We start from the raw sequence: 17,083 nt of genomic DNA on the forward strand, positions 1-17,083 counted from the left end.
TGATTCCGAGTCCGGGCACCACTATTTAAAGAACCCGCCCAAAAGGCGGGTTTTTGCTTTTTGGGGAATAGAATCTAATCCCTTCCCGTAGCGCTTTCTTTCAATAGCATATAGCGATTAAGAAGCTGATTAATCCGCATATCGAGCTGCTGATACAAAGCGGGTGATACACTCCCCTGCTTTTTTAATTCGTCATCTATTTGACGCAATAACTCTTCTGTCGGCGGCGTTTGGTCAAGCTGGCGGCGGATAGTGAAAATGGCTGATTTCAGCTCCGACCCCGTCAGATATTTACCTTTGCGTTCATCAAGCATATTTAGCCGGGCGGTTAACGCGTCCAGACCCTGCTGGGCATCATGCCAGTTTTGCAGAGCGCTTTCCGGCAATGCTTCCGTGGTTAACGCTTTCTGTAACCCACTAACGAATGTCGTTGTCTGCGATTCCTCCGGCCACAGGGTGACTAACTGCTGCGCTAATGATGCGGCATATTCTCTCGACCACAAAGGTGACAGGTCATGTAAAACGTCCAATTGCCCTTGCGTTGCGGCAATTATTTCCTGCTTCTGTTCCTTCAAATCTGAAGATTGCCTCAACGTGGACAATTGCTCTGGCGTCAGCATCTGCGGCAATGGCTTCACCAGTTCATATCCGTCGGCGCGCATATGAGTGATACCAAGAAAAGCGCCTGTATTTACGACCGCAGTCACCATGACACCGATCGCAAACCCCAACCACATCCGTCGGGTTCCATGTGCGGTTTGAGTAGCAAAAACCGTTGCGCTCGATTGCTCTGATATCCTGGCTGGAAAAATGTACTACGTATCGATACAGCGAACTCATTTCCTCTGTACCATTAAAGTTAATAACATCCAGTACAGACTTGCATGAAGGGATATACAATTGATAACGATTCAGCGTATTTTCAGATATAAATGACATCCCGCCGCCAAGTGATTCATCCATTCCCATATATTTAACCCCAGTAAATTGATAAAGAGCCGCTTCCAGAACAAAAACTTACCCTCAACGCATTGTTTTTATTAAACTGACCAAATCTTTTTTCTTGTTAGTGACAATAGAAAAAGTAAATCGATGATTATCATTTGATATCCAAAGTTCTTCTCTTCCATTATCACTATAATCATAAAGATGAAAGCCAAGACCTGTTAGATAATCACGAATAATTCCCACATCACCACCGTGAAAAATAACAAGATTTGTTTCCCGTGTACTTCCATCAGGAGAAATATATTCAAAGCGATAATTATTAGATATCCTTGGAGCCTGCTTGATATCGACATCAGTGTAGAAATAGTAGTCAAAAAGATCGCTTTCCCGATATTCTAATTTATCTGGCCAGGGTATTAACAGCGGTGACAAGAAAATCAAAGCAATCGTCACCAGTATTATTTTATAGTAGCTCATTATCATTCACCTCGACAAAAATGAATAATAACCGCCATCCCCGGTGATAATTTCTACCCGACCAGAAGTGAAATCACTCCACGGTTGCACCCATGTCATAAATGAAGGCAGGCGCCCTTTATAGGGTTTATGGACAGCACAGTTATCCTGGGGGTCTGGAAACAGTAATGGTAAAAATCCTTTATTCTTATAATTGCCTATCGGCCCATAAAAATCCCATCTACTCAGTGCCCGCTCTTTACTAACTAAGCTCAGTCTTGACGGGTAGTCTGAGGGAAGGATTGCCCGGTAGAAGCCTAAAAGATCGGAGGTAAGATCCTCTCCGCTAAATCCACTGTCGGTATACCAACTAAAACACCAATTAGATTGCAAACGTTCAAACAAGCGCGCCGTCATCATCATCATGGCTAACGCAACGCTGTTTTTCTCACATGTAGATAAACCTTGTTTGATACGCCACTTAACAAACTTTCCTGTACCAAACTGGCGATGATATACAAACATCTTTTGGCTATAGGTGACGTCATAATAACCATCACGACTTGATTCACCTCGTTTTATATCTAACAGTAGGTTTTTAATATCACTTCCCTGTGCATGGCCTATATCTATCCATCCCAATATTTCGCTGTAAACAAGCCCTGTTTTACGATCCAAGGTCCACTCGGAAGGTTCAATAATATCGTCACGTTTACTCATCATTAAACTCCAGCATCATTCCCTCTTCATCATTCCAACTTAAAGTGAGTTGCTGAGATTTTTGCTGCCGGGAAAGATACGTTAACAACTGCTGACTGAGCACAGGTAAGATTTGTTGATTCAGCAGACTATCGATATTCCTCGCCCCCGTATCCGGTAGCAGGCAAGCAGCGGTCAGGGCATCAAAAAGGTTCTCGGATATTATTGTGGTGATGCCGTAGTGATGCAGTAATCGCTGGCTAACCTGCTCCAGTTTCATCTGTACAATCGTACGTAACGCAGATTCACTGAGCGGATGGTAGATAATTGTCTGGAAGCGGGCCAGCAGCGCCGGCTGGAAATGATCGCGCAACAGTGGGCGCAGCAGTTCGTGCAACTCTGACTCTGTGGTTTCCGGCTGCTCTTCCAGCAGTTGCATCACTGCGTCGCCGCCAAGATTGGAAGTCATCACAATAACGGTATTGCGAAAATCAATTTCACGACCTTCGCCGTCACGCATGAAACCACGGTCAAATACCTGGTAAAACAGGTTCATGACGTCGCGATGCGCTTTTTCTACTTCATCCAGTAGTACCACGCTATAGGGGCGTTTTCGCACCGCTTCGGTCAGGATCCCTCCCTGTCCATAACCCACGTATCCCGGAGGTGAGCCCTTTAGCTGGCTCACGGTATGCGGCTCCTGATACTCAGACAGATTAATCGTGATCAGCGATTTTTCACCGCCAAAGAGAATGTCAGCCAGGGCCAGCGCCGTCTCTGTTTTGCCGGTTCCGCTTGGCCCGGTAAGCAGAAACACGCCCTGTGGGCCGTTTTCCGGCGTAAGCCCTGTTTTTGATGCCCGCAACCGCTGTGCGATTGTATTCAGCGCGTAATCCTGCCCGATAACGCGGTTTCCCATCTGGGTTTCAAGCGTCAGTAAATCCGCCTGGGAATCCTTCATTAATGAAGACAAAGGTACACCGGTCCAGTCGGCGATCACCGTAGCAACGGTGCGCGCGTCTACATCCGGAAACAGTAACGGATGGCCCTGCTGAAGCACACTAAGCTGCTGCTGTAATTCAACCGTTTCCGCCTGACGAGAAATATCACGGCGGCTGGCCAGCAGTTGCTCAGTGAGCGTTAATTCCTGGCCGTACTGGGTTTCGCGTTCATCCAGTTCGACAAGCAGACGATTTTCCCGCTGTTCAATACTGGCCAGCCTTTCACCATGCTGGCCATTTCCTACCGCGAGGTCTGCAAGCAATGCCTGCTTTTCAATTTCAAGCGCGGTGATCTCCGACTTCAAACGTGTCAAAGGTTCAGGAACGGTATCAAGGCTCATACGTACTCTTGCACCTGCGGTATCCAGCAGGTCGACGGCTTTGTCGGGTAATTGCCGCCCGGTAAGATAGCGGCGAGAGAGCGTAACGGCGGCTTTAACCGCTTCGTCGGTGATGTGAACGCCATGATGTTCTGCATAGCGTGATTTCAGACCACGCAGCATTAAACAGGCAGTGTCATCATCCGGCTCATCAACTTTAACCATCTGAAAACGCCGCTCCAGCGCAGCATCACGCTCAAAATACTGTTTATATTCGCTCCATGTGGTCGCCGCGATGGTTCGTAGTTCACCTCTGGCCAGAGCGGGTTTTAGCAGGTTGGCTGCGTCTGCGCCCCCCGCCTGATTACCAGCCCCGATGATGGTATGGGCTTCATCAATAAAGAGCAGAACAGGCGTTGGCGATTGCTGAACGGCATCAATGATATTTTTTAACCGCTGCTCAAACTCACCTTTCACTCCAGCGCCGGCTTGTAGCAGCCCAAGATCCAGCGTGCGTAGCGTTACTGATTTCAGGCTATCAGGCACGTTACCTTCAGCAATACGCAGCGCCAGCCCCTCCACCAGAGCGGTCTTGCCGACGCCAGGTTCCCCGACCAGAATGGGATTATTTTTTCGCCGACGGGACAGCACATCCACCATTTGCCGGATTTCATTATCGCGACCAAATATCGGGTCGATATCGCCAGCACGCGCTTTCGCGGTCACGTCCAGCGTAAATTTATCGAGCACGCCTTGTAATGCTGGCGACAACGTCGACTGAGCCAGTCCTGGACGCACTTCGTCATCTGGGGAAACCTGCGTCAGAGCGGCTTCTTGCTGCCTTTCCGGACGTTCATCCGACTGGACATTTAATAGCGGCAGAAGCCGTTCCAGTTGAATATGTCCGGCGCTCAAAAGAGGCCACAGGCCGTCACACTGCAATAGTGAAGGCTTTCCTACCAGTGCCATCAGCAGATGTACGCCACGTATCTGCGAATTTTCATCCGTTGCGGCACACAGCCACGCTTGTTGCATTAAAGAAAGGAGCGCATCAGACAACTGCGGGCGACTTTTCACGGAACGAGGCTGAACATCCAGATGCGCCAGCAGTGACTGCCAGAGATTGTCGATATCCCATTCATAACGACGAGCAATGACCGTAATATCGCCCTCTCCCTGCTCCAGCAGCTTTAGTAACCAGTGCTCGGGCGTGATTTCTGCATGCGCGCGCGTCTGGCATAACGATGCCGCTGCTTCAAGCGCCTGAGCACAATAGGGGTTGAGACGTCGTAATAACACTGCTGACTGGTGTTCCATTTGCTTCCTGACTCCCTGTATTCAGGCACGCTACCGCCCGTGGCCGTAATCCAATGCCCATAAGGTAATAGTGATGTTGATACTCTCTGCTGAACCCCGCCCGGGACGCTCAGCAGAGGGCATAAAAAAACGGATGAGGAAATCCTCATCCGTTAGTGCATTACGCGGTGGTACGCTCGTTCCAGGCGTCAGAATGGATGATGTTGCCATCCTTATAGGTCCAGACGATCTTCTCGTAGCGCAGTTCAATCTGTTCCAGGTGGTTATGCTTCTCTTTAGCGGGATCTTTAATGTCGTACATCACCGGGTTTACTTTCACCACTTTCACGTTGTGCAGTGTGGTGTTGAAGTATTCCACTTCCTGACCCGCATCATTGATGCGATACCATTTGAACTCTGCCTGACGGAGGGTCTGACCGGTGGTTACAGCCTTGTACAGATACGGGCTGGAGGCATCGATTTCCTTAGTGAAAAGGAACGGGGTATGGATGCGCGTCCCGGTCAACTTACCGGTGTTGTTATCCGTAGGGATGTACAGATTATGTTCCTGGGCCACGACTTCGATACTGCCCACACGGTCTTTCACATCAACAGAGCCTTTAATATCCGCGCCGCCGTCGTCTTTCAGCCAAAGGTAGACTGGAATTGCCATAACTCTTTCTCCATTTTTACTTCGCTAATGCGTCACCGCCTTGCGGTGACGGTTCCTTCATGCCCGGTACCTGACAGGCATCAGCCTGCGGTACCAGACTGATCTCTACACGGCGGTTAGCTGCCCGCCCCTCAGGCGTATCGTTGCTTTTGTAGGGACGTAATTCGCCATAGCCCTGAACGGCAAAACAGCTCTCCGCAACATCGCCGGTATCGCGCATCCAGTCGCGAACAGATTCCGCACGTTTGAGAGAAAGCTGCTGATTAGATTTATCGTCACCCACATCATCGGTATGTCCGGCGATGACGATCAGCCAACCGGGTTTAGCTTTGATATTGACCAAAGCCCTAATGAGTACTTTTGTTGAACCGGCTTTTAACGCCCATTTGCCCGTATCAAACAGCGACATACTGTCCAGACGTACGGTTTGCGGGGAGGTCACTTTCGGTTTTTCAGGTGGTAGCCAGTCGCTGATGGCGGCCAGCAAAGGCGGGATCAATCTCATCCCCTGATACAATCCCATTGAAAGAGAAAGGGGTTCACCTCGCTGATACCAGCGATCCAGCCGCTGCGCATCCCGACGAAGTTGATCCTGAGCCTGAATCTTTGGCTCGACAGGATTACCGCTAAGATGGCGGTATACCGTCAAATGATCGTTGGTGATCCTGATGAGATGTTGGTTATTGATAAAGCTGCATGTCATTGCCAGCCCGACAAAAAGGCCGCACAGAAGACCACTTACGCCCACCGCTCGTTGAAAAGCAGTCAGCGCCCGGCGGTGGGATAAAAAAGGCAATGCTAAATCAGGAAAAGGCAACTGTACGGGCGCTGCTGACGCGGCTGGAGGAAGCGTTGTTTGAGCCGTGATATGCCGTTGCCACAGATTATTTTCGCAGACCGCCAATGAGGTGAAACACACTACCCGTAAAGCAGAGAAAAGAGGCGGAGCATGGCGCTCGGTGTCGCCTTGTACCTTCTGCAGCCATCCCAGTAAATTATCTAACCACACTGCATGTGTAAGATGAAAATGACGAGCCGGGCGCTCTTGCGAAGAGAAAGCCGCAAAGTCGTCTAATCCCGTAGCCGACTGCACTTCCGCATCCTGAGGCGTACGAATAAACCAACGTACACTCTCATTGCACTGAGGAGAATTCAGCCAACAGCACAGCCAAAACGGCGGTATACCTGATAACCAACGCCGGCTTTGGGCCACCACACGCCGCCAGCTGAGCAGCATGTGCTTAAGCGCGCCTTCATCATTATGCCGTTCTGGAGCCAAGGCCAGCATCACGGAAACGCGCATAAGAAGCCCCGGACGCTGCGTAGCTAACTGACGAACCAGAGCAATATAATGCTCCGGGGACTGGACAGATAAATACCAGCCCTGTGAACTCTCGCAAGAATCGCCGCGTCCGGCAAACAAGGGATCATTATCGCCACACACCAGCACAACAGGCCCACTGAAACTCTCCGGAGGGAGCGGAACTTCATGAGCAGAATGAGCAGACTTCAACCGACCATACTGACGCCAGGCATAAACCATCCCTGGAATGAAAAGCAGTAAAATAAAGACGGTAAGCCCACTCCTTACACCCGCACTTAACGGACTAAATCCCCAGACCAGCAACAAAGCCAGCACGGCCGCCAGCACAGAGTTAACGATCCCTCGCAACTGAGCCATGCCTTATCCCTGCCCAATAAGCTGAGCTACCTGCCCTTGTAAGACATGAGAAAATGTCAGCCACAGGGCACCCAACGCCAGCGCACCGACAATCCATGCCAACCACCAGCGGCGCTTACCGCCTGAGAATCCAGAGGCCAGCATGATAACTGGGGCATCGTGCTTTAACTTAAAAGGCATCGCCTGAGTCGCCAGCGCTTCAAGAACATCTTCACGACGCTCGTCACCTTGCTCACGATAGCGCCCAACAAAACCGAGCGTGATTGCACGATAAAAGCAGGTTAATACGGCAGTATCAGGAACGGACTCGCGCAGGACGGTACGGATGCGCTCCCAGAGCTCTTCTCCTGCATTGGTCGTGTTGAAATAGCGGGCCTGTAAAGGGGTCGCAAGCCAGGTGGTATAACCGCTATCCTGCCGATTGCGGTTCAACACGCTTTCATCCAGTAACGCACATTGCGTGTAGAGCATGTGCTCAACGCTGTGTTCGCTGTACCCCATCTCGCGCAATGCCTCACGCGCAGAATCAACCCATTGACAGGCCTGGCGATAAAAAGCAGCCCCATCATCGACTTCCGCCCCGCCACGTAACTGGCTGACAGCAAGCCAGGTTGGCCAAAACACCTGATCAATATCCTTATTCATTTATTTCAATCCCTTAAGACCGCGAAAAGCTCAAGTTGAATCTCTCCCAACGTTCCCGGCACATAGAAAGCGCAATTACCGGCATCCAGCATGGCCTGGGCTGCTGGATGATTAATCTCAAGAGCAAAGTATTGATTTTCCAGTCGTAACGGGATGGCTGCGGGTACATGCGTTAGCGGTTTTAAAGGAATACCACTCAGTGCCACATTGACGACATCAGAGACATCTGCCCGGCTCCCTGCTTTACAGAGCTGTGGGAATTGCGTAAGGAGGACATGCGCAGGAAGATCCGAGCGAACGGAAAGGTAAAAATCAGCGCCTTCACGCAGTCGGGCATCCGACAAAGCGCCATACCAGAACTGTCGCTCTTGCGTCAGTTCAATAGCGACAACGCGAGATGGCAGGCTGGCTTCCAGCAGTTCCACCAAAAGTGCAAACAGCGGAGGGAATACCTGCTGCGGATTTGCGTGCTGGTATGGAGGTACAACGCTGACATCATGGTCTAATGAAAAAGTCAGCAGGCTGCCTGCTAACCGCGCCAGCTCACGCCACAAAAGTTCGGGGTGACGGCCTGGGTTTTGCAGCATTTCTTTCAGAACAGGCTCTGAGCTATTAAGCGCATTCAGCAGCCAAAACAACGAAACATCAGCTACCGCAAAATCCGCCATTCGTTCATTACTTTCTCGGCGCAAGGCCATCAGGCGGCGACAACGAGCCTGGATACGATGCACCAAATCACTAAGCGAATTGATTAATGAGGGGCTGGCTGAGAGTGAAAGCGCTGGGGGTAAAAAATCACGTCCCAGCTCCCATTGCCCCTGAGCATTACGAATAAGGCAAGCTACCGGACAAGTCAGGTAAGCGCTGTTATCGTCATGACTATACCGGAGGGTGATAGCATGCCGCAGCACTGCCATATCAGTTCTTTCCTGACCTGAGAGATCCTGTACTGGCAGCCATTCCTGCTGCCAGCGACACGGACGGCTAACGCCGTTGCCTGATGAAAGATTGCCGCCATTAGCCGAAAGCAGCGGCAACGCCAGCACGATCTCAACACTGCTGTAACCAGTAAGATGCGATAAATCACACGCCGGAGGCAGGTTATCTGAAATATCTGTATCCACTAACGTGCCGTCAGGAAAGCGCACAACCAGATTAACGGGATTCAAACGGGAAACCGTTAGCGCACTTTCATCAAACTCCGCGCTGATGACACCCCACGGTGATGAAAGTGACATGTGAGCAACAACGTCAGCGACATAGGCATCCCAACGTGTCTGTTGCTGAAACTGCTGGGGAGCCAGAAAGGCCCCCTCGCTCCATAACGGACGATAGATCTTCATCGCACCTCCTGTGCGCTGCGTCGTTAAGATTTCGACTTAGGCATTTGTGAAACTAACGACAAGCTGACGTCCATACCTTCAACCTGGAAATGCGGAATGGCATACAGGCGCACACGGAAGAAACCGGGGTTATCCTCAATATCCTCCACCACGACACGCCCATCACGCAGCGGGTGTGATGCCTGCAAATCATCGCCAGGATCGGTCATTTCGGTTACCAGACTGCGCAACCAATTATTAAGCTCAAGCTCAAGCTCAAGCAGGCGGCGATCTTTGGTCGTACCAATATTTTCTCGCTGCAGTATTTTCAGGTAATGTGCAATACGAGAAAGCAGGAAGATATACGGCAAACGAGAGTTAATCCGACTGTTAGCCGTCGCTTCCGGCGTATCATACTGCGCAGGTTTCTGAGCCGAGTTAGCGGAGAAGAAGCAGGCGTAATCACGATTCTTGTAATAAGAAAGCGGAATAAAACCAAGGTTGGCGAATTCAAACTCCCGGGTTTCCGGAATCATCACCTCAGATGGAATCTTCACCTGATTACCCGTACCCAGATCGTACAAATGGATAGGCAAGTCTTTAACTGCGCCGCCCGCCTGCGGCCCACGGATCTGGACGCACCAGCCATTCTTGATAAAACTTTTCACCATGTTCACAGCGAAAGAGAAAGATGCGCTGGTCCAAAGATATTTTTCGTGATCCGGCCCCTTCACCTCTTCAACATAGTTAAAGCTACGTACCGGCACGGTATCAGGACCATACGGCAGACGACCCAATACACGCGGCATAGTCAGCCCGATGTAGCGTGAATCGTCGCTATCACGAAATGCTTTCCACTTGATGTATTCAGCACGTTCGAAATAATCATTGATGTCTTTTATGGCCGCGACTTCTTCCATATTTTCTTTCAGGAAAAATTTCGGCCCAACGGAACCGATAAACGGCATATGACAGGCTGCCGACACGCCAGAAATATTGCGCAGCAGTGCAATATCCTGCGGGCTGTTATCAAATTCGTACGCTGAAATCATTGCCGCAATGGGTTCGCCGCCAGGCTGATCATATTCTTCAATATAAACATGGCGGTATAACCCGCTCTGGATAAGCTCCGGCGCATCGTCAAAATCATCACGTAACGCATCCTTGCTGATATCCATCATTTCTACCCGGACATTGCGACGAAAATCGATGCCGGTGATCATCGAATGTAAACCGCGCCAGAGCGATTCTTGCTTCTGAAACTCAGCATGATGCATAACTTCATTAACCTGATCGCTAATCTGCTTATCAAGACGAGCAATTTGTTCATCAAGCAGCGTTTTATCCAGGCGCTCTACTGGCTGTGCAGCGTCCGCCAAACATGAGACCAGAACCTGAATAGCGGCGGTCACGCGTTCAGCCGGAGCGGCATCAGAAAGCGCTTCATCGCTCTGCCACGCATCTACATTTTTTAATGCCGAAACCGGGGAAAGATTAATTTTGTCAAAGAGGGATTGATAAACGCTGCGTTCACTGGTCGTAGTGGCCGCGACTGAAGAGGTATGTTCCTGAACAGACATCAACATATTCCTTTTATGGTCCTTTACTATTCCTGCCAATTAAGCGGAGGAAACCCTGTATAGCGTTAAATCTCTTCTGGCATCATGGTTGCCAGTTCATTACGCAGTTCCTGACTTAGGGCTGGATCCTTTAGGATGGTTTCCAGCTCGCGGCGAAAAGCAGCGTTATCGAGTAAGTTAGATTTCAGGTCACGAAGTAAGTTACGCATAGCCAACAGAACGCGTAATTGTGGGATATTTCTGGCTACCTGCTCAGGCTCAAAATCGCGGATGTTTTTAAAGGTAAGATTAATATCGTCATTTCTATCATCGCCAGCTAACGTATTTTTAACACTCAGATTAACTACTGGTGAGAACTTAGCTAACACATCATTGAAATTATTTTTATTAATATCAACCTTTTCGCGTTCCGATAGTGGTCGTTGTTCTCTACCATTACTGAAATCACCCACGGTTAAAAGTTTTAACGGCAATTCAACTTTTTTCTGAACGCCTCCGGTATGTAAATCTAACTTGATATTAACGCGTGCCGTTGGCACTTCATTCTGAAAACTGTCACCCATACGTCCCTCTCAGACCGGCGATTCCTGCCGATGTTTTGCGTTTCCTAACAGAGCATTTTCCAATCGCTCAACGAGTCTCATACAACGTCATTTTTGTGGGCAGCCAATAACGACTGTTAATGACAATTAATGATTATAATTAGTATAGCGACGTAATCCGATATATTATCCAAGTGAAAACATGATCAATATCACCAATCAACCAAATAACACATTATAATTATTTATTTAAAAAAGAGATCAAGAAGCTCTTTATCTAATACAAGCCACAGGAATTAATTAATGTTAAATGCATTCACTGAATAAATGTATTCTTATTAAGAAACATTACCAAAATAAATAATTATCATTATAAATATATGCCACGGTGTTTATTAAAATATAATCGAAATCAATTTAACTATAAATAAAAAAAGCCGAAGATATACTCCGGCTTTTCGCACTCATTTCTGGACATGAAGAAAGATTACGCTTCCTTCACCACAATCAGCGGTTCTATATCGCTCTCTTTTTTAATTACCAGCGACTCGTCGCCGCGCAGACAGGTTCCGCCGTAGTTACCGCCTACGGTGAAGGTACAAACCTGAATATATTTACCGGCAACCTTCGGCAGACACCAAAGCTGCTGATAAATGTTCTTCTGTTCAGCAAACTTACCGCTGGTTTTATCCAGGAGCTCTTCCTGGTGGCTCACCAGATCGATGTTGCTGCCACAACGTCCTGCAATAGGTTTCACTGCATAACCGGTTCGCGCCAACTCTTCATTAACAGTGAAATCAGTATCAAGCAGATAGCGGTGGTGCGGGAACAATTGCCACAGGATCGGCAGAATCGCTTTGTTGCCAGGGATCACCGTCCACAGAGGCTCGAAGACCAGCACTTCCGGGCGTAGTAGCACGTCTATCAAACGCACTTCCTGATTGGTATGCCCGGTACGGATGGGCACTGCGGCATACTCCGTTTCGCTGACCTCTCGCACCTGCTCTATCGCGGTTTCCCACGCCCAGGTTTTCCAGACGCAGTTCACCAGGCGACCATCACCGTCAATCAACTGACCGGCGTCATCCCAACGTAGCTCATCGAGGCCACGCAGAATTTTGCTGTCAAACCCGGCCTGACGCAGCGCCTGCTGCATAAACTGCGCGTGATAGTTTTCCTCAATATCCTTATCCTGCATGATGTGGACAAAAGGACGCGCGCGGCTGTGTTTCCAGGCGCCAGCCAGTTCGTTGATCAATCCTTCAGCCGGATTATGTCCCTGTCCTGTGTAGCCCCGCTCGGCCCATCTTTCGAGGATCAAACCGGCTTCGGTATGACAGGATGCGGAATCGGCGTTGTACTCATACACCTTCAGTCCGCGTTCATCCATACAGAAATCCATACGCCCGGTGATCATGTGATGCCGACGACGCTGCCAGGAAAGACGCAGACGCGGCCAGAGGATTTTCGGGATGTCGAAAAGCGCGAGCAGGTTGTCGTCTTTGAGCACTTTGTCGGTCGCGTGTAGATACATCAGGTGCAGTTCGTTGGTGGCTTTAATCAGCTCCTGCTCCGCGCTCTCGGTAATGGTGAAATACTGATGCGGATCCTGATTAATGACGTGACCGTTCGCCAGCACGTAGGCTTTTTGCAGCGGATCCTGCTCATCCAGCCATTTACCGTCAAACTGGCTACTATTTTCCAGTCGCGCGCCGCTAATTTTCAGTGAGTCATTGGCGATCTCCGGCTGCGGCAGGCTGTCACGGGTATCATCGGTCTGGATCATCCAACCAAGGATAGTGGTGTCGTCAAAGGTATCACGCAGGGTGTAACAACCGTTTTCAACCACCATTTCCAGTTCGCGGGTCCACTGCTGTCCGGGAGGCAGAGGCGTGTGGATCACGTTCTGTTCGGCAATGCGGATTTTGTTTTCCAGCAATTGGGTGACTACCGCCACATGGCCGGTGTCTTTAAATTCGCCGCCTTTCTGCCAGATAAGCAGAGCACCTGCAACTGGCGCACGGGGTGAACCATTCGGAAATGCCTGTAACGGCAGGATATTGTCATTCACCACTTCACGCAGGAAGCGTAAGGAGAAGATCTCCCATGCCATGCCCACATCGGTGAAGACCATGCCATAGTTCAGGAAGAGAAAACGGCGGGCAAACTCTACGCACTGCCATTTGTGGCCCATATATTCGTCGTCGATATAGCTGCGAAATGCCGCGTCATCGTCGTAGTCCCGTGGGTCGAGGGAGCTGTAATCTGAAGAGTAGATTGCTACGCCGCCTGGGGCGTAGCCCAATAATGTCCCGAATGGGGCATCCTGACTGGTCGTTCCTTTGCTCATGCACCTTACCTCAAAACAATACAGCCTGAGCAGGTTGGCGTGAATTTATCGCTCTGATTGCCTGCTCTGCGACACTAACCGGACAGAGGTCGACATCATCATACACCTCAACGCAGCGGCTGGCGCTCAGAGGCGAAAAATTCACAGCAGGAACTACGCTTTTTTCAGGGTGACCGGTACGCTTTTGTACGCCGGAGTCAAACTCTGTGTGTCTACCGCATCCAGCGAAAGCAGGACATTCGCTTCAGGCAGATAAGCGCCAACAGAGCCTGCCGCCATATTGTAAATCACCACCGTTAAACCGTGCATAACACGTTCCGCACAGGGCTGGCCGTTGTCGTCCAGCGCCTGAACGTTGACCACATCGCCCTGGCTCAAACCGCGAGCCGCCGCTTCTTCGGCGCTTAAAAACACCACATCACGCCGACCGGTAATGCCACGATAGCGATCGTTCATGCCATAGATAGTGGTGTTGTACTGATCGTGACTACGCAGCGTCGCCAGAACTAACGCATCGGCAGGTTGATTTTCCCGCTCCACCGCTTGCTGATGGCTGACGATAAAGTTGGCTTTGCCATTCGGCGTTCGCCATTCACGTCGCGAGGCGGGCGTATCCATGCGAAATCCGCCCGGCTCGGCAATACGTGCGTTGTAATCACGGAACGCTGGGATCACGGCGGCAATGGCGTCACGGATCAACGCATAGTCTCCGATTAACGCTTCCCAGTTGATTGGTGAAAGAGGTAGCGTGGCGCGAGCGATACCAGCGACAATAGCAGGTTCCGATTTTAGCCAGCGGGAAGCCGGTTTCAGCGCGCCGCAGGAGGCGTGAACCATCGACATCGAGTCTTCGACGGTCACCGACTGGATCCCCGTCGCCTGAATGTCACGTTCCGTTCGCCCTAACGCGGGCAGCAGGTAGTTATGTTTTGCCAGCAGCAAATGCGATCTGTTCAGCTTGGTCGCAACATGGACCTGCAGATCCAGATTTTTCATCGCCGCAAAAGTACGCTGCGGCTGCGGCATCGCCACCGCCAGATTACCCCCCATGCAAATGAGCGCTTTTGCCTCTCCCCGTTCGATGGCCCGGATACTCTCCACGCTGGAGCGGCCATGCTTGCGCGGCACGCTGATAGCAAAATGCGCCTCAAGGCGTTGCAGGAACTCTTCGGACGCCGCTTCATTGATACCCACGGAACGATCGCCCTGCACGTTAGAATGGCCCCGCAACGGGCAGATCCCCGCGCCCGGTTTCCCCATATTGCCTTTCAGCAGCAGCAGGTTTACCAGTTGCTGAACGTTCCCGGTGCCGTTTTTATGCTGAGTAATCCCCAACCCGTAACAAATAATGGTGGCGCGGGATTTGTTATAGCTGTGTGCCAGATCCTCCATCTGACTGCGCGTCAGTCCGGAGTCCTGTTCCAGTTCTGCCCAGCTACACTGGCGTAAATCGTCATACAGCGCCGAATAACCCTCGGTATGCTGATGAATAAAAGCATGATCGAGGCAGGGCTGTCGATCCAGTAAGATCCTCGCTTCATCCATTTCGATCAGCGCTTTCATTATGCCTTTGAGCAGCGAGGCATCACCGCCTATTTTAACCTGATAGTAATCGCTGCTTAGCTCCGTGGCCTGGCCGCCAAACATCTCTCTTGGGCTTTGCGGGAAGCTAAAGCGCTCAAGCCCCCTTTCGTTCAGCGGATTGATGGAGATAATTTTGGCTCCGCGTTTGGCTACCTCGCGTAAAGTGGTCAGCATGCGCGGATGGTTAGTGCCGGGGTTATGTCCGATACAAATGACCAGATCGCAGTGGTCAAAGTCGTCCAGTTCAACGGTCCCTTTCCCAAGGCCAATGGCCTGCGTTAATCCAGTGCTGGTAGGACCGTGGCACATGTTTGAGCAATCAGGGAAATTGTTGCTGCCATACTCGCGGGCAAACAGCTGATACAGAAATGCCGCCTCATTTGAGGTTCTGCCGGAGGTGTAAAACTCAACCTGTTCCGCTGAGTCATAGCTGCGCAGACGCTCACCGATCTCGTGGAAGGCGATATCCCAATCCACCGCCTGCCAGGTGTCTGACGCTGCATCGTATTTCATTGGATGCGTCAAACGACCAATGTTTTCCAGTTCATAATCGCTGTAGTGCCAGAGCGTGGAAACCGGATGACGGCTGAAAAATTCCGGGGACGCTTTCTTGCTGGTTGTCTCCCAGGAGACCGCCTTCACGCCATTTTCGCACAGCTCCATTGGCGCACGATGTCCAGGGTCCGGCCACGCACAACCCGGACAATCGAACCCTTTCACCTGGTTCATTTTGAACATTGCGATAATGTCGCGGGCGATAGCCTTTTGCGAAAATACCGAAGCAGTGACGGCTTTTACCGCGCCCCACCCACCCGCCGGGCCCTGATAATCGCTTACTCCTGGAACACCATTTTTCATTATTACTGCTTATTCACCGCCAATTTTTGATGGTGAATACGGTAGCAATTTCCGTCCAACATTGATTTCCTCTTCATGGAGTACGGCCCGGCTACAATGAACGGGTTAGATTTATCTTCCCCTTTCAGCACAAAGCGACATAAAGTCCCAATCTGTTAAATTGAGTTTTCCCTAACTGCTACACTGCATCAACACAACCACTCAGAAGGCAGGTCAACATGTCAGACAATACCTATCAGCCCGCGAAAGTCTGGACGTGGGAAAAATCGAACGGCGGCGCATTCGCCAATATCAACCGCCCGGTTTCCGGCGCCACCCATGAGAAAACGCTGCCGGTCGGCAAACATCCGCTGCAGCTCTATTCGCTGGGTACACCAAACGGGCAGAAAGTGACGATTATGCTGGAGGAACTGCTGGCGCAGGGCGTCAAGGGCGCGGAATACGATGCATGGATTATCCGTATTGGCGATGGCGATCAGTTTTCCAGCGGCTTTGTTGAGGTGAATCCGAACTCGAAGATCCCTGCGCTGCGCGATCACTCGCAAAATCCGCCGGTTCGCGTTTTCGAGTCTGGCGCAATCCTGCTCTATCTGGCGGAAAAATATGGTTACTTCCTGCCGCAGGATTTGGCTAAACGTACTGAAACGCTGAACTGGTTGTTCTGGCTACAGGGTGCGGCCCCCTTCCTCGGCGGTGGTTTTGGTCACTTCTATAACTATGCGCCGGTAAAAATTGAGTACGCTATTAATCGCTTCACAATGGAAGCCAAGCGCCTGCTCGACGTGCTGGATAAGCAATTAGCGCAGCATCAGTTTGTGGCCGGAGATGAATACACTATTGCCGATATGGCGGTCTGGCCGTGGTTTGGCAATGTGGTTCTGGGCAACGTGTACGACGCGGCAGAGTTCCTTGACGCAGGAAGCTACAAACACGTGCAGCGCTGGGCAAAAGAGATTGCAGCGCGTCCGGCGGTTAAGCGTGGCCGTATTGTAAACCGTACCAACGGGCCGCTGAACGAACAGCTTCATGAACGCCATGACGCCAGCGACTTCGATACCAATACCGAAGATAAGCGCCAGGCTTAACNNNAGATGCCGGATGGCGGCGCTAACGCCTTATCCGGCCTAC

13 protein-coding genes are annotated in these 17,083 nt (G+C 50.7%); 1 reads left to right on the forward strand and 12 read right to left on the reverse strand.

From position 1 onward, the window contains the following. Positions 1 to 74: 74 nt before the first annotated feature. The 12 genes from JSN25_RS01700 to JSN25_RS01755 form a co-directional block, all read right to left on the reverse strand. Entirely contained in the window at positions 75 to 737 is a 663-nt protein-coding gene (locus tag JSN25_RS01700; protein ID WP_233638427.1) for a VasL domain-containing protein, read from the reverse strand. A gap of 286 nt (positions 738 to 1,023) precedes the next feature. Continuing rightward, positions 1,024 to 1,425, reverse strand: coding sequence for a hypothetical protein (locus JSN25_RS01705; RefSeq protein ID WP_159121579.1), 402 nt, complete (start codon positions 1,423 to 1,425; stop codon positions 1,024 to 1,026). Positions 1,426 to 1,431: 6 nt separating this feature from the next. Beyond that, positions 1,432 to 2,124 carry a hypothetical protein gene (locus tag JSN25_RS01710; RefSeq protein WP_121529540.1) on the reverse strand — a complete coding sequence of 231 codons (693 nt, stop codon included), beginning with the start codon at positions 2,122 to 2,124 and terminating at the stop codon, positions 1,432 to 1,434. Further along, on the reverse strand, positions 2,117 to 4,741 hold the full coding sequence (tssH, locus tag JSN25_RS01715; RefSeq protein WP_204525407.1) for a type VI secretion system ATPase TssH: 2,625 nt from the start codon (positions 4,739 to 4,741) through the stop codon (positions 2,117 to 2,119). Before tssH ends, JSN25_RS01710 begins: the two co-directional genes overlap by 8 nt. 160 nt (positions 4,742 to 4,901) lie before the next feature. Further along, the gene (gene tssD, locus JSN25_RS01720; RefSeq protein ID WP_003024437.1) at positions 4,902 to 5,393 is read right to left on the reverse strand and encodes a type VI secretion system tube protein TssD; all 492 of its coding nucleotides are present in this window, start codon (positions 5,391 to 5,393) and stop codon (positions 4,902 to 4,904) included. A gap of 16 nt (positions 5,394 to 5,409) precedes the next feature. Beyond that, complete coding sequence (locus JSN25_RS01725) at positions 5,410 to 7,074, reverse strand: OmpA family protein (protein WP_159121577.1); 1,665 nt, start codon at positions 7,072 to 7,074, stop codon at positions 5,410 to 5,412. Between the two features lie 3 nt (positions 7,075 to 7,077). After that, positions 7,078 to 7,719, reverse strand: coding sequence for a type VI secretion system protein TssL, short form (tssL, locus tag JSN25_RS01730; protein ID WP_087856812.1), 642 nt, complete (start codon positions 7,717 to 7,719; stop codon positions 7,078 to 7,080). A 5-nt stretch (positions 7,720 to 7,724) separates the two neighbouring features. Then, positions 7,725 to 9,062, reverse strand: coding sequence for a type VI secretion system baseplate subunit TssK (gene tssK, locus JSN25_RS01735; RefSeq protein ID WP_204525408.1), 1,338 nt, complete (start codon positions 9,060 to 9,062; stop codon positions 7,725 to 7,727). A gap of 23 nt (positions 9,063 to 9,085) precedes the next feature. Further along, the gene (tssC, locus tag JSN25_RS01740; RefSeq protein ID WP_038633817.1) at positions 9,086 to 10,621 is read right to left on the reverse strand and encodes a type VI secretion system contractile sheath large subunit; all 1,536 of its coding nucleotides are present in this window, start codon (positions 10,619 to 10,621) and stop codon (positions 9,086 to 9,088) included. Positions 10,622 to 10,686: 65 nt separating this feature from the next. Beyond that, complete coding sequence (gene tssB / locus JSN25_RS01745) at positions 10,687 to 11,184, reverse strand: type VI secretion system contractile sheath small subunit (RefSeq protein WP_085048740.1); 498 nt, start codon at positions 11,182 to 11,184, stop codon at positions 10,687 to 10,689. A gap of 466 nt (positions 11,185 to 11,650) precedes the next feature. After that, positions 11,651 to 13,513 carry a bifunctional glutathionylspermidine amidase/synthase gene (gene gss, locus JSN25_RS01750; RefSeq protein WP_204525409.1) on the reverse strand — a complete coding sequence of 621 codons (1,863 nt, stop codon included), beginning with the start codon at positions 13,511 to 13,513 and terminating at the stop codon, positions 11,651 to 11,653. Positions 13,514 to 13,666: 153 nt separating this feature from the next. Further along, positions 13,667 to 15,955 carry an FdhF/YdeP family oxidoreductase gene (locus JSN25_RS01755; RefSeq protein ID WP_087856814.1) on the reverse strand — a complete coding sequence of 763 codons (2,289 nt, stop codon included), beginning with the start codon at positions 15,953 to 15,955 and terminating at the stop codon, positions 13,667 to 13,669. Positions 15,956 to 16,173: 218 nt separating this feature from the next. On the opposite strand from JSN25_RS01755, the gene yghU reads away from it, so the two are divergent. Continuing rightward, positions 16,174 to 17,040 carry a glutathione-dependent disulfide-bond oxidoreductase gene (gene yghU / locus JSN25_RS01760; protein ID WP_003846344.1) on the forward strand — a complete coding sequence of 289 codons (867 nt, stop codon included), beginning with the start codon at positions 16,174 to 16,176 and terminating at the stop codon, positions 17,038 to 17,040. The last annotated feature ends 43 nt before the right edge of the window (positions 17,041 to 17,083 follow it).

The organism is Citrobacter cronae (assembly GCF_016893685.1).
GTDB classification, from domain to species: domain Bacteria; phylum Pseudomonadota; class Gammaproteobacteria; order Enterobacterales; family Enterobacteriaceae; genus Citrobacter; species Citrobacter werkmanii.